This window comes from Reticulibacter mediterranei, from assembly GCF_016587455.1.
The window spans coordinates 7,412,454-7,438,130 of sequence record NZ_BNJK01000001.1 but is presented as its reverse complement, the minus strand read 5'-3'; the positions used below and the strand labels follow the sequence as shown (position 1 = coordinate 7,438,130).

20 protein-coding genes are annotated in these 25,677 nt (G+C 51.7%); 8 read left to right on the top strand and 12 right to left on the bottom strand.

Annotation, left to right across the window (positions count from 1 at the left end; translation table 11 throughout):
- Positions 1–443 precede the first annotated feature (443 nt).
- Positions 444–1,958 (top strand): arabinofuranosidase catalytic domain-containing protein, encoded by a 1,515-nt coding sequence (locus tag K3T83_RS32035; RefSeq protein WP_220206987.1) that lies wholly within the window; start codon positions 444–446, stop codon positions 1,956–1,958.
- Between the two features lie 47 nt (positions 1,959–2,005).
- Here K3T83_RS32035 and K3T83_RS32030 read toward each other — a convergent pair whose 3' ends face one another.
- The gene (locus K3T83_RS32030; RefSeq protein ID WP_220206986.1) at positions 2,006–2,920 is read right to left on the bottom strand and encodes a DUF3592 domain-containing protein; all 915 of its coding nucleotides are present in this window, start codon (positions 2,918–2,920) and stop codon (positions 2,006–2,008) included.
- 357 nt (positions 2,921–3,277) lie between these two features.
- Here K3T83_RS32030 and K3T83_RS32025 point away from each other — a divergent pair, with 357 nt between their 5' ends.
- On the top strand, positions 3,278–3,955 hold the full coding sequence (locus tag K3T83_RS32025) for a class I SAM-dependent methyltransferase (protein ID WP_220206985.1): 678 nt from the start codon (positions 3,278–3,280) through the stop codon (positions 3,953–3,955).
- Positions 3,956–3,983: 28 nt separating this feature from the next.
- On the opposite strand, the gene K3T83_RS58040 is transcribed toward K3T83_RS32025, so the two are convergent.
- Positions 3,984–4,115, bottom strand: a complete 132-nt coding sequence (locus K3T83_RS58040) for a restriction endonuclease (RefSeq protein WP_220208338.1) — start codon at positions 4,113–4,115, stop codon at positions 3,984–3,986.
- A gap of 121 nt (positions 4,116–4,236) precedes the next feature.
- On the opposite strand from K3T83_RS58040, the gene K3T83_RS32015 reads away from it, so the two are divergent.
- Positions 4,237–5,175: an LLM class F420-dependent oxidoreductase gene (locus K3T83_RS32015; protein ID WP_220206984.1), complete on the top strand. Its 939-nt coding sequence runs from the start codon at positions 4,237–4,239 to the stop codon at positions 5,173–5,175.
- 135 nt (positions 5,176–5,310) lie between these two features.
- Here K3T83_RS32015 and K3T83_RS32010 read toward each other — a convergent pair whose 3' ends face one another.
- Positions 5,311–6,459, bottom strand: a complete 1,149-nt coding sequence (locus K3T83_RS32010; protein WP_220206983.1) for a VIT1/CCC1 transporter family protein — start codon at positions 6,457–6,459, stop codon at positions 5,311–5,313.
- A 284-nt stretch (positions 6,460–6,743) separates the two neighbouring features.
- Here K3T83_RS32010 and ggt point away from each other — a divergent pair, with 284 nt between their 5' ends.
- A complete protein-coding gene (ggt, locus tag K3T83_RS32005; protein WP_220206982.1) occupies positions 6,744–8,369 on the top strand; it encodes a gamma-glutamyltransferase in 1,626 nt (541 codons plus the stop codon).
- A gap of 27 nt (positions 8,370–8,396) precedes the next feature.
- Here the strand turns inward: ggt and K3T83_RS32000 are convergent, their stop codons facing one another.
- The 4 genes from K3T83_RS32000 to K3T83_RS31985 all read right to left on the bottom strand — a co-directional run bounded on the left by K3T83_RS32000 (position 8,397) and on the right by K3T83_RS31985 (position 12,668).
- Positions 8,397–9,794 (bottom strand): discoidin domain-containing protein, encoded by a 1,398-nt coding sequence (locus K3T83_RS32000; RefSeq protein ID WP_220206981.1) that lies wholly within the window; start codon positions 9,792–9,794, stop codon positions 8,397–8,399.
- A 276-nt stretch (positions 9,795–10,070) separates the two neighbouring features.
- Positions 10,071–10,601, bottom strand: coding sequence for a DinB family protein (locus tag K3T83_RS31995; protein WP_220206980.1), 531 nt, complete (start codon positions 10,599–10,601; stop codon positions 10,071–10,073).
- 238 nt (positions 10,602–10,839) lie between these two features.
- Positions 10,840–12,012, bottom strand: coding sequence for a GDSL-type esterase/lipase family protein (locus K3T83_RS31990; RefSeq protein ID WP_220206979.1), 1,173 nt, complete (start codon positions 12,010–12,012; stop codon positions 10,840–10,842).
- Positions 12,013–12,191: 179 nt separating this feature from the next.
- A complete protein-coding gene (locus tag K3T83_RS31985) occupies positions 12,192–12,668 on the bottom strand; it encodes a VOC family protein (RefSeq protein ID WP_220206978.1) in 477 nt (158 codons plus the stop codon).
- Between the two features lie 195 nt (positions 12,669–12,863).
- Between K3T83_RS31985 and K3T83_RS31980 the strand changes: the two genes are divergently transcribed.
- Positions 12,864–13,523 (top strand): TetR/AcrR family transcriptional regulator, encoded by a 660-nt coding sequence (locus tag K3T83_RS31980; protein WP_220206977.1) that lies wholly within the window; start codon positions 12,864–12,866, stop codon positions 13,521–13,523.
- 82 nt (positions 13,524–13,605) lie between these two features.
- On the opposite strand, the gene K3T83_RS31975 is transcribed toward K3T83_RS31980, so the two are convergent.
- Positions 13,606–14,358, bottom strand: coding sequence for a CAP domain-containing protein (locus tag K3T83_RS31975; RefSeq protein ID WP_220206976.1), 753 nt, complete (start codon positions 14,356–14,358; stop codon positions 13,606–13,608).
- A 333-nt stretch (positions 14,359–14,691) separates the two neighbouring features.
- Here K3T83_RS31975 and K3T83_RS31970 point away from each other — a divergent pair, with 333 nt between their 5' ends.
- Together K3T83_RS31970 and K3T83_RS31965 are read left to right on the top strand one after the other, a co-directional pair.
- Positions 14,692–17,841, top strand: coding sequence for a winged helix-turn-helix domain-containing protein (locus K3T83_RS31970; protein ID WP_220206975.1), 3,150 nt, complete (start codon positions 14,692–14,694; stop codon positions 17,839–17,841).
- Positions 17,842–17,959: 118 nt separating this feature from the next.
- Positions 17,960–19,108, top strand: a complete 1,149-nt coding sequence (locus K3T83_RS31965; RefSeq protein WP_220206974.1) for a cytochrome P450 family protein — start codon at positions 17,960–17,962, stop codon at positions 19,106–19,108.
- Between the two features lie 143 nt (positions 19,109–19,251).
- Here the strand turns inward: K3T83_RS31965 and K3T83_RS31960 are convergent, their stop codons facing one another.
- The 4 genes from K3T83_RS31960 to K3T83_RS31945 all read right to left on the bottom strand — a co-directional run bounded on the left by K3T83_RS31960 (position 19,252) and on the right by K3T83_RS31945 (position 23,915).
- The gene (locus tag K3T83_RS31960) at positions 19,252–19,911 is read right to left on the bottom strand and encodes a TMEM175 family protein (RefSeq protein WP_220206973.1); all 660 of its coding nucleotides are present in this window, start codon (positions 19,909–19,911) and stop codon (positions 19,252–19,254) included.
- 293 nt (positions 19,912–20,204) lie between these two features.
- Positions 20,205–21,053: an RNA-guided endonuclease InsQ/TnpB family protein gene (locus K3T83_RS31955; RefSeq protein WP_220206972.1), complete on the bottom strand. Its 849-nt coding sequence runs from the start codon at positions 21,051–21,053 to the stop codon at positions 20,205–20,207.
- On the bottom strand, positions 21,050–22,876 hold the full coding sequence (locus K3T83_RS31950; protein WP_220203951.1) for a reverse transcriptase domain-containing protein: 1,827 nt from the start codon (positions 22,874–22,876) through the stop codon (positions 21,050–21,052). The genes K3T83_RS31955 and K3T83_RS31950 overlap by 4 nt, the downstream gene beginning before the upstream one ends.
- 415 nt (positions 22,877–23,291) lie before the next feature.
- The gene (locus K3T83_RS31945) at positions 23,292–23,915 is read right to left on the bottom strand and encodes a hypothetical protein (protein WP_220206971.1); all 624 of its coding nucleotides are present in this window, start codon (positions 23,913–23,915) and stop codon (positions 23,292–23,294) included.
- Between the two features lie 317 nt (positions 23,916–24,232).
- Here K3T83_RS31945 and K3T83_RS31940 point away from each other — a divergent pair, with 317 nt between their 5' ends.
- The gene (locus K3T83_RS31940; protein ID WP_220206970.1) at positions 24,233–25,450 is read left to right on the top strand and encodes a Vgb family protein; all 1,218 of its coding nucleotides are present in this window, start codon (positions 24,233–24,235) and stop codon (positions 25,448–25,450) included.
- The last annotated feature ends 227 nt before the right edge of the window (positions 25,451–25,677 follow it).

Sequence of the window (25,677 nt, the reverse complement as noted above, 5' to 3'; positions counted from 1 at the left end):
GTCAATGTGGAGCAGACTATGGAGGTGATGCGTCGCCTTCTACTCTCACCTGGTCATGAGACATAGCAACCAGTGAATGCCCAAACGCACATGCTAAATGCATAAACAGGCATATTTCGTGAAAATAAATAGCCAATCACGCATTGACATTGCGCGAAACACGCATTATACTATTCTTATCATCCTGGGAGGATGGAGCCGCCCGTACCACGTGAAGAACAGCTAAGGCAGGGAAGCATCTTAATAGCGTTCATCACATCCCCTCTAGCTGCTCTCTCAAAGCTGTGTATGTCTTTTCGTTGCTCGTTTCTCTCGCATCCTGGCTTATGCAGGCCCATCGCAACGTTGTTCCATGTATTTTCACCTCGTTTATGGCTCAAGCTTCAGAGGAACTGAGGCAGACAACACTGATGTTTGCACATCCGCTATGGAGAAAGGACTCTATGAAACGATCTACCTCATACATTCACTGTCTGCGTTTGCGTGGATGGAGATTCGTACTGGCATTGATTGCCGTTGCGGGTATCATCATAACCACAGGCGCGTTTGGCGTTTCCAGCTCACCTGCCCTAGCAGCATCGCTCCCCTGCGACATTTATGCGGCTGCCGGGATGCCGTGTGTCGCCGCACATAGCACAACGCGCGCGCTCCTCTCCTCGTACAGTGGAAAGCTCTACCAGGTCAAGCGCTGGTCGGATTCCGCAACTACCGACATCGGAACCCTCAGCACAGGAGGGTACGCCAACGCCGCCGCGCAAGATTCTTTCTGCTCCGGCACCTCATGTACCATCACAATTATCTATGACCAGTCAGGCAAGGGCAACCATCTCACCATTGAGGGACCGGGCGGCAACGGTGCCCAGGATTACGGCGCGAACGCCGCCGCGCTCCCTATTACGGCTGGCGGACATAAGGTCTACGGCCTCTACGTCTCAGCTGGCGTCGGCTACCGCGACAACTCCACATCGGGCGTCGCAAAGAATGGTGCTCCCGAGGGAATGTACATGGTGACGAGTGGCACTCATGTCAACAATCGCTGCTGCTTTGACTACGGCAACGCCGAGACGAATAGCAAAGATAACGGCAACGGGCACATGGATGCGATCAACTTCGGCACCGAATGCTGGTTCTCTCCATGTTCAGGGTCTGGTCCCTGGGTGCAGGCCGATCTTGAAAATGGACTCTTTGCTGGAGGAAATGGGTCCAACACAAGCAACAAGGGCAACTCCAGCGCATTTGTCACAGCCCTCCTCAAAAACAACGGACAGACCACCTACGCCATCAAAGGGGGAAATGCGCAATCGGGCAGCCTGACGACATGGTACAGCGGAGCGGAGCCGAATCTTGGCGGTTATTCGCCCATGCATCAGGAAGGAGCCATCGTCCTGGGAACTGGTGGCGACAACAGCGACGGCTCGGTCGGCTCTTTCTTTGAAGGGGTCATGACCTCTGGCTACCCAACCGACGCGGCTGATAATGCTGTTCAGGCCAACATCGTCTCCGTTGGCTATAGCAGCAGCATCAGCTTCCCGGTCACGGGCACCGCATATCGGTTCACCAACGTCAACAGCGGTAAAGTCCTCGATGCTGTCAACTGCGGAACGGCCAACGGAACCGCAATCGATCAGTGGGCGTCGCTTGGCAACACCTGCCAACAATGGAAGTTTGCCAGCGTCGGCAGCGGCAAATACACCATCACCAACGTCAATAGCGGTAAAGTTCTCGACGCTGTCAACTGTGGATTGGCAGACGGAACATCTGTAGATCTGTGGTCTTCACTGGGCAATCTCTGCCAGGAGTGGGAGGTTATCCCAACTGGTGGCGGGCACTATGAACTTGTCGTCGAAAACAGCGGCATGGTGCTTGACGACCAGAACTGTGTCACGACCAATGGAACTCCGGCCCGCCTGTGGCAGGGGCTCAACAATACCTGCCAGGAATGGAGCATCGCACCCTAGCGGACACAGCCAGGAGTGAGATAAACGGATGAGTCAGGCCGGGTGCGTCAAGGAAGGCGTATCCGGCTGCCTCCCACAAGCGGCAAATACTGGGTGATCTCCTTGAAGAGGGAGGAGGACCATCCCCAGAAGTTCCTGTCCATCTCTGTAAGATTAAACAGTCGAAAGCCCACAATCGTCAGGAGAATGAGGCCGCAACCACAGATCAGCAGGCAGAATAACCTGAACAGCGAAGGGAGTCTTCCGACCTGGATACTATCTTTCCTGGGATGATAGATGAGTGGCACCCGACTCCCGAGAGGAAGCACACCAGGAAGCTCAAACGTCTTCTGGTGCCAGAAGAGACGAAATACAATGACTGAAACGGTATAGATTTGCTCCCACTCTATTACATCCTGGTATCTCATCACCTTGCCTCGCCTCTGGACCTTGCCTCTTCTCTCCATGAGATCCTGGTACACACTGAAGAGGAGGAGCAGCCCAAGCCCGATCAACAAGCCCGCAAGGAGATTTATCAGGCTGCCGAGCACCACCACTTGCGCAAACTGATCGAGGCCATTGAATGCTAAAACCGCCTGGGAAGGCAAGAAAGGATCGTACCAGCATGGATACTGTTTGCCAATGGCATAGTCGCTGACAATCTTCTGTGCCTCTTGTGGTTGAAACGTATAGTAATGAAGTGGGCCGCTATAGCCGCTGGCCTCAAACAGTCGGCCATCCCGGGTCTTGACCTGATAGGTGAAGTCAGGAAGGGTCGCCTCCTCATTTTGCCCATCGCCGTAATTCTTATGGTATATCCTCGCGGCCTCAATAGTACAGGTTCCTTGAGCATACGTTCTGTCCAATTGGAAATAATAGAAGCGATGAGCGACGAGCAGGCCCAGCACCAGCAGGAAGAGGAAGAGCAAAAGACACCCCATCCATCGGGTATGGCCACTAGTGGGCGGCTTTTGTTCTTTCATTGGATGAACGTCTTCCCCCTTCTTGAGAGAAATATGTCTACGCTAAACTATATTCACTTTTTGCCAAAAAGACAAAAGCCATAGCCCGTTCATCTTATCAGACAGCGCTACTAACAATAAAGGTATTCCCTGGTTAAGGTCGCAGCTATCTATAAAAAACGTCATATCATTAACAATTATTTTTCACAGGGTAAATTTCCATCAGATTTTCAAAAAATATCTCCATTCTTAGTGCTAAATATCTCCAAATCTACGACAAAAACCATTGACATAGCGAAAATCATCGTCTATACTCTTTCAAGGATACAGCTTAAAGTGATAGATCACAATGATATATTCTTGCGAAAGGGAATCAGCATGCAAGCGACGACGAAGCAACAGAAAGGCTACAAAGGCATTGCGATGGAGGGTATCATCGCTCGTTGGTATACACAGATTCGCAGCTCTGGGAATCAGAGCGAAGATAGGAAGAAGCAGGCTGAGAATCTCACCAATGGTTTGCCAGAAGGGGCTGCGGTGCTTGAGGTGGCCCCAGGTCCAGGCTACTTTGCAATCGAGATGGCACGACTCAACCAGTTCCATGTGACCGGACTGGATATCAGCCACACCTTCGTAGAAATCGCCACAGAAAACGCTCGACAGATGGGAGTGAACGTGGATTTTCAACAGGGAGACGCAGCCAACATGCCCTTTGACGAAGACTCTTTCGATCTGATCATCTGTCAGGCGGCGTTTAAAAACTTCAGTTATCCTGGAAAGGCGATCAACGAGATGCATAGGGTGCTACGCAGTGGAGGCACAGCAATCATTCAAGATATGTGGAAAGATACATCCAATGCAACGATTCGCGACGAAGTGGCCCTGATGAGACTCAACCCTCTGAACGCCTTTATGACGCGGAAGGCGCTGGAGTCGCTCAGGCGGCGCGCTTACACGAGAGAACAGTTCGAACACCTTGCCGCCGCGAGCGCCTTTGGCGAATGCACAATTGTTACGAGTGGACTCGGCATAGAGGTACGACTCAAGAAACAATAGGCTATCGATCCCGAACGAGATGCGTCGCTCACGCGGAGAGTGACGCGCTCGTATGTATCCATCGCACGAGTCGATCACTATCCACTAGCAAAAGTGTGCCAGATGATGCTTCCGCCAGTTTTCGCGCAGGTTCAGAGAAGATCGAGGTGGTAACGAAAATTCCCTAAAGCTATTGTGAGTACTGAGAAGCAAGCTTGCTATCTTCTGGCGCATTGAATACAATGGATGGGGATTTTCATCCTCGATAGTCTCTTTCATCTAGAAAGCAGGAAGCAACAGTTATGGCATTGAAATATGGCTTGATTGTTCCCCAGGGCTGGCGTATGGATCTAGTTGGGATCGCAGACCCGGTGGAAGCCTATGAGACGATGACGCGGGTTGCTCAACTGGCTGAAGAAGTCGGCTTTGATTCGATCTGGCTCTATGACCACTTTCATACCGTTCCCACTCCCACTCAGGAATTGACCTTTGAATGCTGGACCAGCACCGCCGCGCTCGCACGCGACACCAAACGGGTGCGTATCGGCCAGATGGTGACGTGTAACGGCTACCGCAATCCGGCACTGCTGGCAAAAATGGCGAGTACGGTTGATGTCCTCTCGCATGGACGGCTCGATTTCGGAATTGGCGCTGGCTGGTACGAACACGAATATAAAGCCTATGGCTATGATTATCCCGACGCACCAACACGGTTACGTTATTTACGGGAGGCTCTACAGATCATTCGCAAGATGTGGACCGAGGAAGAGGCTGTTTTCGTCGGCAAATATTATCAGATCAATGGCGCGATTAACCAGCCCAAAGGCGCGCAAAAGCCACACATTCCTCTGCTCATCGGCGGGAGCGGCGAACAGGTCACGCTCAAACTGGTGGCGCAATACGCAGATGCCTGCAATATCAATAACCACGACAACGCGGCATTGGTTCGCAAACTGGATATTTTACGTGGACACTGTGAGCGTGTGGGGCGCGACTACAACGAGATCCGCCGCACCGTCGAGTACAGCGTGGCGATTGATCGCAATGAGGATGAGGCACTACGAAAGGCCCAGGCACGCAACATCGTGCCAGAGAAAGGACTGGTTGGAACTCCTGCCGCCATCCGCCAACGTCTGCGCGAGTTGGAAGAGGCGGGTGCGCAAGAAGTGATTATCTACCTTCAGGATGCCGCACAGTTGGACAGCGTTCGCCTGTTCGCTGAAGAGTGTATCCTCCGCTAGCTAACACAGTCTTCCTCTCCACAGACGCGACCTACAACTCCGCCTGTGGAGATGGTCCCCTCATTGAGAAGCCTTCGATCCTGGCCGTTTTTTCTAGATGCGATCATTGGAATTGCTGGCGAGTGGAATTAGTCCTTAACCAATTGCTGAGCCAAGCAACCTACCAATCCCGAACGTGATACCAGCTGCCAGCAGGCCAAGCACCATTTGCCGTATCCCCGCTTGCCAAAGTGGAGAACCAGCTGTCAAACTCACACCAGCACCGATCCCAAACAGACCCAGCACGCTCAGCAGTAAACTGATACCAACGGCGACAAATCCACCAGTGAAAATGAATGGGAGAACGGGAATGATCGCGCCAATCACAAAGAGGAAGAATGAGGTGATGGCAGCCCCCCACGCAGAACCACCAAGCTCCTTTGGATCAATCCCCAGCTCTTCTCTTGCCAGCGTATCGAGCGCGGTATGGCTCTGTTGCATCAAATTGGTTGCAAGTTCCTGCGCGGTTTTCTCATCTATCCCTTTCGATTGATAAATCAGGGCCAGTTCTTCTCGCTCTTCATCGGGAGCATGTTTCAACTCCTCGCTCTCAATAGCTATCTGATGGATGTTGAGTTCGCGCGAACTCTGCACTGAGACCCACTCACCAATAGCCATAGAAAACGCTCCCGCCAGCAACCCCGATAGACCGGAGATAAGCACAGCCTGACCTGCCAATGTTGCTCCTGCAACGCCCATTACCAGACTCAGGTTGGAGGTCAGGCCATCACTTGCCCCCAGTACGGCAGCACGCAGTTCATTCCCACCAGCACTACGGTGACGACCTTCAAACTGGGCCAGCAGTGGACCAGCAATCCCTCCTTTCGTCGAAGATTGCAAATAGCGAAAGAGACGAGCATGCGAACGCTCATCAGTTGGGAGACCCGCTTGCACGGCGTCCGGCTGGTTATCATACACATGAACAGCCCCTCTTTCCATAGAGGAGATAGTAGACAGGACCGCTCCCGTTCCCATACGCTTCGCAAGCCACAATAATGCCCGCACTCGCCAGTTCGGTGTATACATTGGAACGGCCATGCCAGCTTCCTCCAGATAACCCTTCCAGAGGGTGGCGTGGCGCTGTTCAATATCTGCAATACGCCGATAGAGTTCCGCCAGATGACGATCATCCTCAACCTCGGCAAGCTTACGATAGAGATAGACCCCCTCTTGTTCAGAAAGATAAAATTCACGATAGCGCTCAATATCACCGCTGACCGGTGTGTTTGTCCTGGTTTCTTTCATAATACTCTCCCCCCGTGCAATACTGCTCACTTCCGCATAAAAACACCTTGATGCTCTTTCATGGTAACACGTCTGCGAACCCACATCCACCTCATCAGCCCTTCTCCCGACAAATGAGATCGGATTGAGAGAATGAGCCAAACCGGGGCATTCTCTTCTGAAAGCTTCATCAACACGCCACATTGACGGCGTTGAAGACAATGATTGCACAGTGCCCTACACGAGTAAAATGATATACTGAAATATTGACTCTCATTCAGCACTTTTGAAGAAGGAGATTTCTGGTGACTCCATCAACGGCAGGACGCTCATTTCCTCAACATCGTCCGGTAACGCTGGCTCGTCGAGGCATAGTTGCCGCACCGCATTATCTGGCCGCCGAAGCCGGACTGGATCTTCTGAAAGCCGGGGGCAACGCACTTGATGCCGCCATCGCAGCCAATGCCATGCTTCAGGTCGTCTTTCCCTTTGTCTGCGGTCTGGGCGGCGACATATTTATGATTATCTATGAAGCCAGCAGCGGCAAGCTCTATGGACTCAATGGCAGCGGACGATCAGCACAGGCCGCGACTATCGATCGCTACCGTGAACTGGGTTATACGACGATGCCCACGTACGGCGTCCACACCATCACTGTTCCTGGCTGTGTGAGTGGATGGAATGAAGCTGCGCAGCGTTTTGGTCGTTTAGGATTGGCACAGGCTCTGGCTCCAGCCATCGCTTATGCAGAAGAGGGCTTCGCTATCGGACCGGGTCTGCACGCTGCCCTCACCCGCGTCAGCGCCCACCCTGAGACGCATCGCTCCTGGCACACCCACTTTCTCCCTGATGGCACTGTGCCGCCCATTGGTGCCGTGATGCGCTTTCCCACCCTGGCTCACACTTTGCGCACCATCGTCAAGGAAGGCCCGGAGACCTTTTACCGGGGAGCAATTGCGGAGCAGATAGCAGCTTTTTTTGCCAGAGAAGGCGGGTTGATCACGCGCGAGGATCTAGCCGCACATCAAAGCGAATGGGTGCAGCCGTTGAGCGTTCCCTTCAAAGGTCTCACGATCTATGAATTGCCGCCCAATACTCAGGGCATTACAGCACTACAGATGCTCGGTATTCTGGACACATTACCGCTCGGCGACGATCCACTCTCTCCCCAAACGGTCCATCTTGCGGTAGAAGCCAAGAAGCTGGCCTTTGCAGACCGTGCCACTTACCTGACTGATCCACTCCACATGCGCATACATCCGGAACAGTTGGTTGAGCTGGACTATCTCGCGCAAAGACGCTCACTGATCAATCCAGAGCAGGCGCAACCCTCAGTTGCCCCTGGCAGTTTCACTGGCGATACCATCTATCTATGTGCCGCAGATAAAGATGGCAACGTCGTTTCGCTCATTCAAAGCAACTATATGGGCTTTGGTAGCGGGCTAGTAGTAGACGATGCCGGAATTGTGCTGCAAAATCGCGGCGCGTACTTCTCGCTCGATCCTAATGCCGCGAACAGGCTGGAACCCGGGAAGCGCACGCTACACACTCTCATTCCATCTATGGCGCTCAAAGATGGGCGACCTGCAATGGTCTTCGGGACAATGGGAGGAGATGGTCAGGCCCAGACGCATCTTCAGGTCTATACGGCGGCCGCACACTTCGGGCTGAATATTCAGCAGGCCATCGAACTACCACGCTGGCTACATGGTCACGCATACGATGCAACTGGTGCCGAGACGCTCCTTGTGGAAGGCCGCTTTCCTACAGAAACGATCCATACGTTGCGTCAGATGGGCCATCTCGTGCAAGAAGGAGACGCGTGGCTCACGGCGATGGGATATGCGCAGGGCATCGTTTTCGATCCCTCTACAGGGGTCATGCAGGGCGGATCAGACCCGCGCGCGGAGGGAATCGCTGCCGGGTGGTAACACACCCGGCAGCTCCATGCTTAACAATCAAGATGCAGGGGTGTAGGCCACCGCCCAATCAATCTGCAAATGTCCAGCAGTTGAGGGGGAGGGGCAACCATCCAGACAAGACTCGGTTTGGATCACCCACTGCATTGGCGTATTCGGTACACCTTTGGTTGATGTGCCAATTGATTTGCCATCAAGAATGAATTTCACCTTGCCCGGCGACCATTCAAGGCTTGCGGTATGCCAGGAGGTATAGGCAACCCCGGAATCGAAAGCGTCCTGCTGACCGCCACCTTTGGGATGCATAAAGGCGTTAATATTTCCATCCAGCGGTCCTTCTGGGAAGTCGATCTCGCCATCAGCGGCCCCTTCTCCGCCATTCTGACTATCTGGCCACAGTAGCCAGGCCGTCTTAAAGCCTTTGAGCGAGTCTGATTTAAAGCGGATCGTGTATTTGCCATACATATGATCCTTCAGGATCGGCAAAATCGCAGCGGCCATCGGCGTGCCTTTTTCGGTATGGAGATACAGATCAAGCAGCCCTCCCTTCGCGCTCAACACCTTTGAGGGATAGTAGCGCGAGGGTGCGCCGTGATACGAACCGGCGGTGTCGGGCCAACCATCATCATAGACCGTGAACTTTTTGCCATACGCGTTCAGGAAGCCACCAATCGCCACATCTGTAGAAAAATCTTCGGTAAAGACCTGATGCCAGCCTGGAAGATCCCCCTTTGGCATTGCTTCCCCCGAAGGAGATGCATTGCTATCAGCGGGGATCGTTGGAGTTGGGGTCAGTTCCGTCCCAGATGTGGCGGTTGGCTCTACATCTGGCGTGGATGTCGTTTCTACGGTCGGCGTTGGCTCTACGGTGGGGGTCGCCTCCACCGTAGGAGTCGGTGTTGCTGTGCCTGCCTGACCGTAGACTTGCAACTCCCACAAAGAATATCCATTTTTAGTGACACCGTTAGTGGCCACCAGACGAATATAGCGTCCCTTGCCAACAACATCCATCGTCTCAGTATTGCCCTGCCCATTGTTCTGCGTATAGATCACAGTCCAGCGAGAGCCATCATCGGATACCTGCAATGTATACGCCCGAGCATAAGAGGTATCCCATTGCAGCACAACGCGTTGGAACGTTGCGCTGGTATCAAAATCGACTGCCAGCCATTGTACAGCGCCTGTTGCGCTGGTCCAGCGGGTCTTAGAGTTGCCATCAACCGCTGCCTGTGGAGAACGTGTAACTGACAACGTTGATGACGCAATAGCCGGGCGATTGCGCGAAATAGGCTGCGAGTCATCCTGTAGAGTGGAGGCATAAATAAGGCGTGGAAGAAGAGCAAGGTTGACAAGACAACTGACACCAACAACAGCCAGGATAAATAGGATAACACGTTTCTGACGGAGTCGGCCTTTCCAGGAAACTTTCTGCATCATTATCTCCTGATATGTCCCTTTTCCAGTTCATCACGACCACATAACAACATGACGACAAAGGGATAAGATTATGGAGTGACATGAAAATAAATATAATGCTTAAAAGCAGGCGATATTTTCCAGGTCCAGAGATAATAGTAACAGAATAGCAGCGAATTAAAAGAGGGAAGGAGGGAAAAAATCTCTGAAAAGTAGAAAAAAAGCAATGGCAATTGTTATGGAGGAGCGTTTTTAGCAGGAACGCTCAAAACCTATCAGGCCATCTCTGTTTGCGCATCAGGATTCTTGTTTCTGAATCGCAATCTCGTGATCGCGAAAGAACGAGCGCCAGGGACCGCAGTTCAGCATAAATGGCTGCATCAGCGCCCGTTCCGCCTGGACGGTGTGCATCAAGTCGTGTGCCGCCCACGTATGAAGCAACTGCGCCAGGGTGACGGTGCCGAACTGTGGATGTTGGACGGTCCGTTCCAGATCGTCATCCCTCACTTGACCTAGCAGCACAAGGCTTTCTCGACGCTGTTGTGCAAAGGCTACCGCCAGTTGCTCAGGATGCTGTGCATCAAGGTCCGGGTGAGGCTTCCGAGGATCATATGCCTCGAAATCCTGTCCAGCTAAAAACGCCCGGAAGCGGACCGGGAAGAGCGAACGTTCCGCGTCCAACAAATGCTGTAGACAATTGAGCGCCGACCACTCCCCTGTCATCGGCACACGGGTTAACAAATCATCGGGCAGTGTACTGACTAATCGTTGCCAGCGCTCAGGGGTGGTAGAGAGGACAGCTTGCACACGTTCTAACAAGGTATTCAAGAAAAACCTCCTGTTGTTTACTGGCCTGTTTGCTCCATTGTCCGTCCATCTGAATGGAAACAATGTATGTACGCCCATTTTGGCATGAACGGAACTCTTTGACCAGTTAAGGAACTGACAGAAGGCATCAAAAAACCGTCATTGTACGCTTCATAGTTGCAGATCAACCGTTGCGTGATGCTATAGCAGGAAAGTTAAGGGAGAGGCTGCATTGTACAGCTTCTCCCTTTCAGCCTGATTAGAGAACAGAGTTGCCAGCCAGTCGGGTGAGATCCACCGTCTCAGCCATGCGCTGATATCCGGCATCGTTCGGGTGGATATCATCGCCAGAATTGAATGCAGAATTGAGTTTGGTCTCGTCCTCTGGATGGCGCAACGCGGCTGCAAAATCAAAGATGCCGTCAAACCATTGCGCTCCCTGCTCGCGAATCCAGGCATTGACGATACGCCATTGGACTACCTGCTCAGGCGTATACGAACCGGGCAAAATCGTTGAGCCGAAGACGCGCAGATGATTTTCTCGCGCTAAGGTGGCAAGCTGTTGCAGACCAGCAATAATTGCCGGGGCTTGAGTATCATTGCGTAGATCATTGATGCCAATCTGCACGATCAGGTCCGTCACTGCGGCCTGCCCCAATACGTCCCAGGCAAAACGGTGCAGCGTGCTTTCTCCAGCTTGGGGAAACCGTGCCGCAAGCAATTCGTTCCAACTGATGCCCATGTTCAGGACAGACGTTAATGGAGCCTTGTCAGAAGCAGCAAGACGACGAGCCAATACGTCTGGATAACGTCTATTTGCGTCGGTACTGGAAAAAGCACCGTCCGTCGTCGAATCACCCAGAGCCACGACTACATTGATCGGCTGTTCCGGCAAAACCTCAACAGCTGTGAGCGCCCACCAGGAGGTCGTCATAAGCGGATAGGCTGGGAGTAGCTCCTCAATTGCCACAATACGACTTGCACTACTGGCTCCTGGCGTTGACACGTATGAGGTCTGTGAAGCAATGAAATGTCCAGTGTAGATATCTCCCTCCACAACCGCAAAACTGATCGCAAGGTTGCTAAATGCCTCAACCCGCACATCTATAGGATCGCTCACCACATCGGCGCCAGCCTCAATCGAGACGCGTTCCTGCCCACCAAAGAGGACGGGATAAGCGGCCCCCTCTTGTATGAGGCCAAAGAGGGGGCGTCCAACAGAGACATCAGCGAGAACAAGTGGACGATCTCCGTAGCGGTTCGACAGGCGGAGCCGTATCTGTCGTCCACCAGCATGCAACTGCACTATCTGGTATAGCGTGCGACCTGTGAAATGCGCTGGCTGCATTCCCATAGGGGCAGCATACCACGCCCCCACCCAATCCGGTCTGAAGGTAGAATCAAAAGACTGATCTTCTACATGTCCATTCATAGTAACGCTCTCCTTTTTATTCTTCTTTCATAATATATTGCTGCTCTTCATAGATGTTCTCCGAAAGGAACAGAAAACATATAGCTTGTCACTACTATATCCGAAGAAGCTCAATCTTATAAGAAGGCACTAAAAAGTGATAGGGTTACTTAATGGTAACTACGCGGCTCACCTGACATTTACGCCTCGCTGCCAAACATAGCTGCGGCCTGACGAGCAATTTCGTCCGGGTCAACATCGCGAACATGCTGGGCAAGCCCCCAACGATATCCAAACGGATCAACAAGTTGACCATACCGGTCGCCCCAGAACTGCTCCTGCAAGGGTTGCAACACGGTTGCGCCAGCATCAACAGCACGTTGCCAGAGAGCATCGACGTTTTCAGTAGACAAATGCAGCACAACCGGAGTGCCACCTATTGCCAATGGTGAAAGAATGCCAGCTTCAGAGAACTCGTCCGCTAGCATCACCGCTGAGTCGCCGAACCACAAGGCTATCTGCATATATTTTCCACCAGGCAGGGGTACGCGCCCTCGCTCTTGCGCCCCCAATGCTTCTTTGTACCACTCAGCAGCTCGCCCTGCATCTCGCACAACCAGATGCGGAGTGATGGTATGCATCCCCTCTGGAATCGCTTGTATCTCAGACTGAGTCATTAATTGTGTTCCTCTCTTTTCCGCATAGCGCAACTAAAGCATACATTCAATCCATACATAATGTTCAGACACAGTGTATACTATCTCTAAAAGAGATGTCAAGGCAGAGGCAATTTCTGTTTCCTTCGTCCAGCTTCTTGCCACAAGGCATAGAGCTGTTGTACAGTACATGAAATATCTTGAAGGATGGCTTTTATGTCACGACGTTTTGGCAGAAGGGATGATCATCAGGGGCGAGAAGGGCAAGAGCAACGCGACATCCGGGAAGCTATCCTGGACGCAACCGAACAGTTACTCGCCCAACAGCGTTTTGACGAGCTGAGTGTCGCCGATATCTTGAGCGCTGCCCGGATTTCTCGCGCCAGCTTCTATTTCTATTTTGAGAGCAAATATGCGGTTCTTGCAGAGCTGGTTCGGCGCGCAGTCAATGAGGCCCAAAGTGCTGCCCAACCCTGGGTCGAGCAGGAGAATGTCTCTCCAGAACAGACGCTACAAGAAGGCACGAGCCAGGGATTACACCTCTGGCTTAGCCATGCTCCAGTCTTGCGGGCCATTGTCGAGCATTGGCGCTCTAACGAACAGCTCTCGGCGCTCTGGATGGAAATGATGGATGGCTTTACCGCAGCTGCTACGCGGCGTATCGAACGCGATCGGGCGAATGGGCGCGCCCCTCAAACATCAGTGGATGCCTCCACCCTCGCAAGCACACTGACCTGGATGAGCGAACGCATTTACTATCTTGCCGCCATTGGACACCCGGACTTTCGCGACGAACAAGAGGTCATTCGTGTCCTCACTAATGTCTGGCTCTCCGCTATCTACAGCAAACCACCATCATCAAAAGAAGCCACATGATACACAAACTGCCCGACAACCGCTTCGGAAAAGAGGATAGAGATTATTAGAATGTCAGATTTCACAGCTCTAATGACATTCGTCAGTTGGTGAAATCTTCAGTCACCCAGATCAGGCCTTTTACATCAATATATACACCTATACCAATGCGATGATAACTTGTACTAAGCAGGTTGCGACGATGGCCATCATCGGGAGGCTGCTCACCAAGCATTCCTTGTTCGATATTGGCTTTGACAGCACCCCACTGATCCGGCGTTGGTGACGTAAACCCTGCATTTTCTCCGCAAGCCATCCAGCTCACTCCTGCATTTGTCAGACGGTCACAAGGAGCAGGCTCGCCAGAACATTGATGAGAGAGTCCACATCCTTGCCCCATTGTCTTGCTATGGGTTGTAGAGACAGCTGCTATTTTGTCATCCCATGTATAGGGCGGCAACCCCTGAGCCGCGCGATCACTATTGATCTGTTGAAAGAGCTTTTGTACCAGTTGCGACGTGCCGCTGCTGGCCCCACTGGAAGTAGGTGTGGCTGGAACTGAAGTGGGTGGAGTTGGAGCTTTGGTCGGACTGGGAAAGGCAGCGGGAGGTGTTGCAATGGTTGTGGTTCTGGGGGTGGGAATAGGCGTTGCAGTAGCACCCGCAGGAGTTGTTCCCGTTGGATGGGGCGCAAAAGACCAATCGGTAGTGGGAGAACTGACTGGCGTTGTGGACTTTGTAGCTGGCAACCCTTTGTAGCCAGTAGATGTTGGCACGGAACGCAATATGAAAATACCAGCGACGATTCCCAGCAAAATAACCACGGAGACGCTACCTATAATAATTGTACGCTTCATCAGGGTTCCCTCTCAATCAACGGATTCATATAATCTGTGCAGGCGCTCGGATGAAAGAGGGCAAAAATCTCTCTATTCTCTATGACGGAAGATCAGCCTGTGCGTAGTCATTTCCCAGCTTGCTTGTTTGTGATGGGGAGAATAGTACCAACCCGGTGAACAGAACGCGCATACCAATCAGTCGCAACCTGTTCTCTATTGCGTTCGGGAATTTTGCTACCTAACATCCCTCCTGAGATACAACTTTGCGTCAAAACAAGCGTAATATTCAACAGCGGTGTGGTGTTAGGTAGCAGCATGGAGAACAAACGACTTCTTTATGAGGGGGGAAACATGCCCAGACGCATACCCTACCAGTTGCAATGGTCCGATTCAATACAAATGTATACTGTCTTTCTTGATGGAAAACAGATGGACCTCGAACCCTTTGGCGAGCGCTGGTTAGCCTGGCTAGAAACGGTCTCCTCTTTCTCGTTTCAGAGCCGATCTGGGGCAAACTGCACAGTTCGCAAAGAGGCTGTCCAGCGAGGAGGCACCTACTGGTATGCCTATCGGCGCAGCAATGGACGAATGCTCAAGCGCTATCTCACCCGCACTACCGAACTGACCCCTGCTCGCCTGGAAGAAGTTGCGCTCATCCTCAACGAGAAACAAGCACTCTCCGGGTCAGATCTTCCCTTCGCTACCAGGAAGCATACAGTATCTCATACCCAACAAATCAATGAGGGTGCTCACTCTCAACCACTCCTGCTAACGAGGCTGCATCTTCCACGCTTGCCCATGCAATATGTTTCGCGCCCCCGTCTACTTGCACTTTTACAGCAAGGCATGCAAGGGCATTTAACACTGGTGTCGGCTCCAGCAGGCTCTGGCAAGACGATGCTCTTAGCAGAATGGGCTGCCACGGCTCATTTCCCGGTGGCCTGGCTCTCGCTCGATACAGCAGATAACGATCCAGCACGTTTTCTCGCATATCTCCTGGCAGCCCTGGTGAGCCTCGACCAGCGTATCGACGCAGTATATCAACCAACAAATGCACACCATCCTGAACAGGCGCTCGCTGGCGTTCTCAATGATCTCAGCCGTCTTCTTGAGCGCGAGGCAGTTGTGATCCTGGACGACTATCATCTCCTGACCAGCGATGCCGTCCACCAGCTGCTACGCTTCCTGCTCGATCATCTTCCAGCATATCTGTATCTGATGATTGGAACGCGTGTTGATCCCCCTCTCCCTCTGGCACGCCTGCGGATGCAACGTCAATTAAGCGAAATACGCACGGAAGACCTGCGCTTTGCCTCAAATGAGGTGGAAGCGCTAACAACCACGATGGGCCTTGCGCTCTCACACGATGCAATAGACTTGCTAGAACTGCATACAGAAGGGTGGATCGCTGGTATCCAGCTCTTGACGCTGGCCCTGCACGGACAGACGGATGCTTCAGCATTCTTGCACACATTTCGCGGCACGCACCGCTTTTTTCTGGACTATCTCAGTGAAGAGGTGCTGGCACAACAAACGCCTGAGACACAACGCTTTCTCCTGTATACCTCTATTCTGGCGCAGATGACCGGGCCGCTGTGCGATGCCGTCACAGGGCTATCAAATGGCCAGACCCGCCTCGCACAATTGCTCCGAGCCAATCTTTTTGTCAGTGTACTCGATGACGCTGAAATCTGGTATCGCTATCATGCCCTCTTTGCCGAAACGTTGCGAACGCGCCTGCAAAAACTGGAACCTGACGTGATACCAGAACTCTATCTGCGAGCCAGTCGTTGGTATGAGCGACAGGGGCATATGGAAGAGGCTTGCGATTACTCCTTGCTTGCAGGCGATTTTCCACGTGCGGCTACCCTGCTCACAGAACTTTTCCCTCAGTTAATAGAGCAGGGGTACTTTGGACAATTGGGCCACTGGCTGGATCAACTGCCACCCGCCTTGATTGCCAATTCTCCTCAACTCTCCATTGCCATGCCCTGGATGTATCCCTTTCACCAGGGATCATCAGACCACATGGAACAGGCATTCAAACACATGGAGCGACATATGCAGAAGCATCAGCAGAGCGACGCTGCTTCCTGGGTCGAGCCGCAGAGCGTGCTGACGTTGCTTCATGCGATAACAGCAATATCACACAATAATTTCTCACATGCTTTCTCACTGATTGGCAAAGCATTGCGCGCATTGACGCAGCGCGAAACCGCACTGAGCCAGCTTATCTCGCGCTTCCTTCAAATCTCCTTGAGCATTATGTATGGCGTGAGCGGCGATCTGGCAAGTGCGGAACAGACCTTGCTCGATCTCAGCACGCTGCTCCCAACGACACCTTTTTCTGTCGTCCATCTGGCAGCCTTGTTTCTGTTAGGTGAACTCTACAAAGCGCAAGGGCAACTACACAGGGCGGAAGCGCTCTATGACTATCCAGACAAGATACTTGAGTCGCACGCAGAGATTCCACAGATGCCGCTGCTTGTGATCAGTTACTCACTCATGCGCAAAGCAGCACTACTATACGAATGGAACCGCCTGGATGCTGCCACTAGCATAATGCAGCAGGTGCAAAAAGCTCTTCCCTCGGCCACCCTGGAAATCATTCCATCCTCCAGCAGGCCAAAACTGCTGATCTTCGGACTCTGGGCACAGGCACGTATCGAATGGGCGCAAGGCAGCTCTGAAGCAGCAAGAGCCTTTTTTGAGATGGTACAAAGTCAGCCAGAGATCTTGCAAGAGCCAGATGAGAAAGAGCAAACTCCGATCAACCTGACAGCGCTGATCGCTCGCCTCCAGTTGCTCTACGGACAGACTGATGAAGCTATTCGCTGGCAAAGAACCTGCGGACTCCACTTCGATGATGTTCCTGAGACGCTTCAGCAAGGAGAACGCATCTTCTCCTATCTAACGCTGGCCCGCATCCTGATCGCACAAGGACGCAGGAATCCCACAGATAAGACGCTCTCTCAAGCCTTGACCCTGTTAGAACACTGGCGTCAGCTTGCCCAACGCCTCGATTTCCAGAGCTGGCTGATTGAAATCGAGATGCTTACCGCACTCACATTGCAAGCACAGGGCCATACCAGACAAGCGCTGAACACGCTTGGGGCCGCTCTTACCCTGGCTGAACCGGAGGGCTATATACGCCTCTTTGCAGATGAAGGTCAACCCATGATGCACTTGCTGGCCCACATTTCTCCATATACTACCGCCTCACCAGCCTATATTCAGCGTATTCAGAGCGCGCTGCCATCTGGCTATCAAGCACTGCTCAATCCTCCACAAGTGTCTCAGAAACTTCCTGATCCCCTGAGTGGACGCGAACGAGAAGTACTGGGACTGCTGGCTACCGGCGCTTCTAACCAGCAGATTGCGGACCAGTTAGTGATCAGCCTCAACACGGCAAAACGACATGTGAAACATATTCTCGCCAAACTTGCCGTTCCTAACCGCCTGGGGGCCGTGATCCGCGCCCGCGAACTTCACCTGCTCTAACTGCTGCCAAAATACTCCCTCCAATGCCCCTAAATGAGCATGGCAACAGCCTCTAATAGCTGTATTCTATCCACAAAGAAGAACCGATCTAAGACCTATTCGCTGAAGGAGTTTTTCCATGACTGAAATTACTATGAATGACCTGCTCTCACAAGAAAACAAAAGAGATCCCCATACATTCTTCGCGCACCTGCGCTCTACAGAGCCGATCTTTTATGTTGAAGAGATGAATAGCTGGGTTTTGACTACCTATGAAGATGCGCTCTTGCTTTTGAAAGATCCACGCTTCACCAAAGATAATCGCAAGGTTGCTCAAGGGGGGGACGGGGGCATGCGTACGCTGCTGCAAGTTGATCCGCCCGATCATACCCGCCTGCGCTCGCTCGTCTCAAAGGCATTTACTCCGCGCATGATCGAGCAGTTGCGCCCACGCATCCAGCAGATAACTTCAGAGCTTCTGGACGCTGTAGAAGAGCGGGGATCAATGGATCTGATCACCGATTTTGCCTACCTTCTGCCCATCACGGTGATTTCAGAAATGCTCGGTATCCCCGCTACAGATCGCCTGAAGTTTCGCGCCTGGACGCAGGCAATCGTCAATCAGCAAGAGGAGGAGACTTCTCTCGAAGCATTTTTCAGCTACATCAGAGCGCTGCTGGAAGAGAAGCGGGTCCATCCTGGCGACGACCTGACCAGCCGTCTGGTACAGGTAGAAGAGAATGGGGATCAACTGAATGAGATCGAGCTGGTCTCAATGATCTTCATATTGATTGTTGCCGGTCACGAAACGACGGTCAATCTCCTGGGCAACGGGACACTGGCACTTTTGCAACATCCCGATCAGTTGCAGTTGCTCAGGGATGATCCTTCGCTCATTCCTACAGCGGTCGAAGAACTTCTGCGCTACACAGCTCCAGTCAGCCTCTCCGATGAGCGCTGGGCCAACGAGGACCTAGAGTTACATGGGAAGCTCATTCGCAAAGGCCAGATAGTGGTAGCGTCTCTCATCTCTGCAAATGCCGATTCCCACCAGTTTCACAACGGGGACGCACTCGATATTACTCGCCGTGAAAACCAGCATCTGGCATTTGGGAAAGGCATTCATTTTTGCCTGGGAGCGCCACTGGCGCGTCTGGAAGGGCAGATCGCTTTCTCCACTCTAATCCAACGTCTGCCCAATTTGCGTCTAGCAAGCGAGGCCGAAGATCTTATGTGGACCCGCAATCCTATGTTGCGTGGTCTCAGAAGCCTGCCAGTCACCTTCTAAACGCTCTTCTTCTTGAAAAAGAAGCCGGGTTCGTCCTCTCCCATGCAGGAAAACCAGTGCAAGCGGTGACGTTTCTGATCATAATGAAGCGATCAGAAACGTCACCGCTTGCAGACCAGAAGTGTGCAATCTTGCCGCCAAGTTTATGCTACTTCTTGCGCGCTCTTCTGTTTTGCACCTGGTCTCTTCAACTCAATACCGGGCAGCAGGTAAAAGGCGGCAAGCAGCGCCTCTATACCCAGGCTTAGCGCTGGACTCAACCAGGCGAAAGCAAAGGCGATCACATACAAGAGGGGACCGAGCAGATACTGTCGATTGATGCGTTTAACCATTTGCACATCGACATGTTGTTCCAATAAGCGATGGCGATAGGTCGCGTAACGCCAGAGTGCGTTATAAGCAATAGCGACCAGTACAAAGGCGCCACCATAAAGCAAGGTTGCATCGCGAAAACTTATCGGGTCTTTACTGTACTCTCCAAGCAGAGCTGTGGGAAAGGGAACCACCGTCGCCGCAAACAACACAAAGAGGTTCAGTACAAGCAATGTATGATCAATACGGATAATAAGATTGAAGAGGCGATGATGATTCAGCCACATAATACCCAGAGTGGCAAAGCTGATAACAAAAGCTAAAAAGATCGGCCATTGCTCCCACATTGCACCAAACAGCCCTATTTCGGGATGACTTTCAAGCACGTGATCGATAGCAGGTTTAAGCTCCAGCACCAACAACGTAATAGCAATAGCAAAAACCCCATCGCTGAAGGCTTCAACGCGTGTCGTCTCTTTTTTTTCGTCCATCAAATACTTTCTCCCGCTTTCACTGGTCTGCTTGCACCATAAACTGGCTTGTTTCCATAGCTCGCACTATACAGTAATTTCCCCACCTGTCAAGCAGCAGGCAACTCGAGTTGGGGGATGAAGGTATACGTGTGAAGTGGACTCTGAAAGATCACCTGCTTAGAAACTGTAAAATTTACAATATCTCTTTAGTATCCAATTTGCGATACAACAGGCTCAAATCATAGTATTTCTCTGTAATTGCTTTTATAGTTCCAAAAAGTATAGTGATCTCTAGCGTTTTAGAGCACGAGCTAGGATTTCCCTTTTTGGGTTCGTGAGGGGGTAACGACTAACCTCACTGGGTGGACTACCAGCGATGCTAGCACCGCCTTACCACCCTCTACCGCCTTTAGCCTGAAGGCATCAGGGGCTACTTTTCTGATTGTATTTCCAGCACCGTTAATATCAGCATTGATCACGCGTCCATCAGATGCACGATACAGTCCACGCTTGACACGCTTCCCGGAAAAGCGGTACTTCTCATTGCTCTTGTTTGGGTCACGTACTGGCAATGGGTCCAGGTCGAGCAGGCTCGCTTTACTCGTATAGGACTCTTCCGTGATCTTGACGGTGATGCCTACTAATTCTGCCTTGTAGGTTAACATGGCGATGAAACGTGCATGAGGGATCTGGCAAAAGTTTTGATTGGTGCGCTTGCCCATGTTCACCTTTTGCTTCCACCCGTCATTTTTCCCGATGCACAACATCCCAATTCCCTCTTTGAGCAACAGGTCAATAATCCGCTTACTAGTCGTATGCATATACTGGTCAATACGTCTGTTGCGCTTGTTCGTCATGCGCTCTAGCCGCTTCGTTGTCCCTTTGCGTCGAAGCTGGTTCTGGAGTTCTGCCTTCCGCTTGTTGTAGAATTGGTTGATAGACTTCACTGGACGCCCGTTAACTAGTACCGACTGAAAGCCGGGTTTGTTTGAGGTTAGCGCTACCAGATTGTTCATACCAATGTCAATGCCAGCGTAGGAGGCAAGGTTCACTTCCGCTTGCTTCTCTTCTTCTGTGTAGAGTAGGGTAGGCACCCCGGCGAGGTACTGTATCAGCCCTTTTCCGTGTGCCCCCCTCCGAACCGTGCTGACAATTTTCACTGTACACGGCTCTCCAGTAGTTCTTTCCAAGATGTGCCTCGTTCCGTCAGTCGTTGATCGATTGTTCCCTGATGGATCGCGAGATGACAGGTCCGGCAGGCCACAATGGTTTTTCTCCGGCGTGCTATCATGTAGCGTTTCCAGTTCTCCATTGTTTTTCGCCCTCTCTGGTTCAGATCTGCTAGTTTGTGGACATGGTGGACTTCAACCTTCTCCCGGCTCCCGCAAAGTTCACAGGTGTCTGCTAGTAGCCGTTCGAGTAGTTCGGTCCTCTGGTTCCAGGTTTTAGGCGGCTGGTCATTAAGAATTGCCAGGGGTTTTCGTATCAGTGACAGACCCCCAAAGCGCGCAATAAGTGGAGGTTTTCCATTGCGGGCGACCTTGACTTCCAAACATCTGAGAGTTTTCCCCTCTGGTGTGGTTGTTTTGGTAACATATCGCTGGTGGATTTTCTTGCTGCTGATTTTGTGCTTGTTCGCAAGCGTTCTCAGCAACGATCCCCACATCACCCACTGGAGCCGATACAAGGTCGAGACATTGTATGCCAGTTGATAATATTGCACGATGCCCCGATATTCCGCTTGGTAAAGGGCTACAATCGTGTAATCACTTTGAACGAGATGTTCTCGGCGGTCTACGATTTTTCCTTTGCGCATGTATCGGGCGATCTTCTTCTTGAGAACGTCTGTTGGTACTCGTAAACCAATGCGTCCGTTAATTCGGCGGCGTCCAGCGGTATGCTGGTTGTTTTCTTGTTGGTTTACGATGTCGTAGCCGAGAAATCGCGCAGTCCCGCTTACCGCATGCGTGATGAGCGTCTTTTCTTCGGAGAGGGTTAGTTTGAGGTGTTCATGTAACCATGCTCCGATGGCTTGCTTGATTTGTTCTGCTTCGGCTTTTGTACCTGCAAATCCTAGTAAGAAGTCATCTGCGTACCTCACATATCGGAGTCGTCTGTAATTTGGATCATTCGGATCTTTCGCCGGGATTTGGTTTCGTTGCTGCTTGAGCCGCTTCACTTCCTCTCGGTTCTCTTCCTTTTTCATACGCCCGATTTGCTTGGTCAGCTTTTTCCATTGGAGGTGTTCCTTGCGGGTTTTCCCCCGTGTGCATGCCGGAATGAGTGTTTGGACAATATATTGGTCCAGTTCGTTCAGGTAGATATTCGATAAGAGCGGGCTGACCACCCCTCCTTGTGGTGAACCGCTCAATGTAGGATGGTACGTCCATTCTTCTAAATATCCTGCCTGTAGAAGCCCCTGGATCAGCCACAAGAACCGCTCATCTTTGATGGTTTTGCCTAGTATGTCGATTAGAATACCATGATCTATGGTGTCGAAATACTGTGCGATATCCCCTTCGATGAACCACCGTGTTCCCGTCCATTGATGTTGTATCGTTTGGAGTGCGCTATGACATCCTCGTTCGGGCCGAAAGCCGTGGGAACAGTCGGAAAACTGTACATCGTAATACGCTTCGAGAATGCTGCGTATGACCTCCTGTAAGAGTTTATCCGACCAGGATGGAATGCCGAGCGGGCGCATTTTCCCATTCTTTTTGGGTATTTGTACCCGGCGTACAGGAGTCCATCGAAAGGTTTTCGCCTGGAGTGAGACGATGAGTTGTTCGATTTTCTTCTGTGACATCTCATCCACAGTTTCATCGGTGCTTCCTTTGGTCATTGCGCCATTATTGGCGTAAAGGCGTGCATAGGCACGCAGGTAGAGATCCTTGTTGTACAAGAGTCTATATACTCGTTCCAGTGGCAACCCTTGTTTTCCGCGTTCTTGGATGATTGTTAGGATCGTTTCGGCAGTACGCATCTCGCGTTTCCTCTTTCCTTTCAATCTGAACTACCTAACCCCCTTCACCCTGTCATCGGTTTTCCCGATGTCCGTGGCGGAGCGTGACTTCCGCGATTACTATGGGGTTTCCGTGACCTTGGGGGTCGCCCCCTTTAGGCCATCCCGCGTTCCGTTGGATAAAGACGTTTCGAGTCGTCCGTAGGTCGTCCGTTTGTCCTTCAAGTACCCCGTTGGTAGCTCCATCACCGTTAGGGATTACCCCGGCAAGTCGTCAACCCGATGGTAAACGGTGAAACTGGTTTCAGGCATTTTTCCAGCAACGTCGTTCTGCGTATGGACAGGACTAGACTTTAAGCAGTTTAGCTTTAACCTTAGACAACGGCTTTTGCGGCCCTTCGATACGCAATGCCTTTGTATCTTATCCGCTTTCACATCATGCTGCTTTCCGCCATTGGTTTCCCTCTGACGTTAGATGCGGAAGCCAACAACGTTTCCCTAGTTGTTGCCCTCTGCGAGGGCGATCTTTATCCGCGTGACGCGGCGCACCGACCTCCACGACGTAAAAGCCCTTGCGAGGGACAATACGAACCTGATCGATATGCTTTTGTTTCGTCTCCACCATGATGGGTAAACCAGATGGCTGAATACGTCCTCGTATCCCTTTCTTGCTCTGTCCTCCCTTGAGCGCCTGAAGAGTATAGACCAGCAGGTTCCGGCCTTCTGTCTTGTGCTTATACTTCGGGAGTTTGGGACGCCCGGTGAACTTGGAGGGATCTTCACGGTAAGCATCACAGGCTTTGAAGAAACTGTCCCAATCGTGATCCAGTTGCATGAGCACCTGTTGACTGACCTTTGCTGGGAGTGCTTTATAGGCCTCATGCGACTTCATGAGCTTGTATGTCGTGGTGTAGGAAAGATACCTGCCCTCGAAAATATAGGCTTGGCGAATGAGGTACAGAGCAGCATTATACAGATTTTTCGACGCAAAGGCTGCGTCGTCAATGACCTGATAGCGTGGATCATCTCGGTTAATGACGTGTCTCTCTGTTAACTGCATACCACTACTCTCTTTCTCTTCTCAATAAGTCTCTCTACATGATACTGATGCATCCAAATCTCTTGCTACAGGAAGGAGTGAAGGAGAGATAACGGAGCCAATTCAGCAACGTCAGAAATCAAAAGCAAAACGCTCATCCTAGTAACCTTCCCTTCACCCCTAAAGCTTCACTTCTCAGGTGGTAGTTTTAGGGGTGGAACCCTGTCATAAAACGCTATAAAATCAAGAAAACGCTCTATTTTCAACATTAGTGTCGTATACTTATTGGGAAAGAAAAAGGATTTTGCTGATCTTAAGGAAAGGGCTGTGACTACTATATGCAAAATGATCTAAATAACATGTATATCAGCAGGCGCAAAATACTTTCGGGCCTTCTGGCGACAGGTGCGGGGCTATCTATCGATTTTGCCACTGCCCTCTCAACCTTCGCCCAGACGGTCCCACCCCAAAATTTGAAGGCAACAATCAAGACTTCGCAGGTCGCCATCAAGAAGCAATGGCTCACAAGCAAGAAAGGCAAAGCTGCGCTCAAATCCTATCCACTCAAAATGAACACACAGGCCGCACCTATGAGCGCCAATGCCCAAGCAGCGTTCTCGCGCTATCCAGTCAAAACTACCTCTAATCCCGGGCTGTTCGGTCTTGCCAAAGGGGACACCGGTTCCGATTTCTGGTTCACGGAGTCCAGCGCAAATCGCATCGGCAAAATTACGACGCAAGGGACCATTACTGAATACCTCCTCCCTCTGGAAGGCTATTCGCCCAATCGCGGGATTGCCAATGGTCCCGGCGACGCAATATGGTTCGGGTATGACCCGCTCACTGATCAAACTCCATTCTTCGCGCCCTTTTATATCGGATACATTGTTGGAGGAAGTGGGAAGGTGACGCTTTATGAGTTGCCCAATAACCTGGTCGTCTTTATCGCAATCGGCCCGCTCGTACGAGGCTCGGACGATACCCTCTGGTTTGGCAATGGGACAACGACGGGTGGAACGTTGGGCCGAATGACTCCCGATGGGCATCTCACCATGTACACGCTCGGCAGCGTCTATGGGGGACCATACAGCCTTGCACTTGGGCCAGATGAGGCGCTCTGGTTTGATGTCGTCGGCGCGAATGGAAACCAGAATGGGATCGGGCGCTTCACCACCTCCGGCGACTACACCTTCTACGCTGTACCCGAGATCTTGAATAGCGATGTCATCGCAGGAACAGAAAACGATGTCTGGTTCTCTCTCGGAGCATCAAGCAACAATAGTATTGGTCGTATTACCACATCCGGTCAACTCACCCGTTACTACCTGCCAAATCATGTAGTTCCCAACCAACTTGCGCGCCTGAGCAACGGAGCCATCGCTTTCTCCAGTATAAACCCGACAGCACAAATAGGCATCCTGACACAGAAGGGCGATGTGCAGTTGTTCAAGATGCCCGAAAGCTCTATTGTCAATGACATGATTTACGCGGGATGGACCAACGAGGTCTGGTTTACCATTCCCGAAGCCATCTACAAGTTCCGTGTAACCAGTTAGGACATATCAATCACTCGCATCCATCATCTGCCCTACAGCAGCAAAGTCTTCTCGCAGCATATCGCTCAGGGCGCGCTGTTGGAGCTGATCTCTTCGATCAGCCTCGACGAGTCCCAAATTTTCAAAGAGAGACTTCACCTGTGAACTAATGATGAGGAAGAACCATCCAGAACGGCTAGGCCCGTTCAGTGATGATACCCAAACAGCACTGGCTTCAATCGATGTTA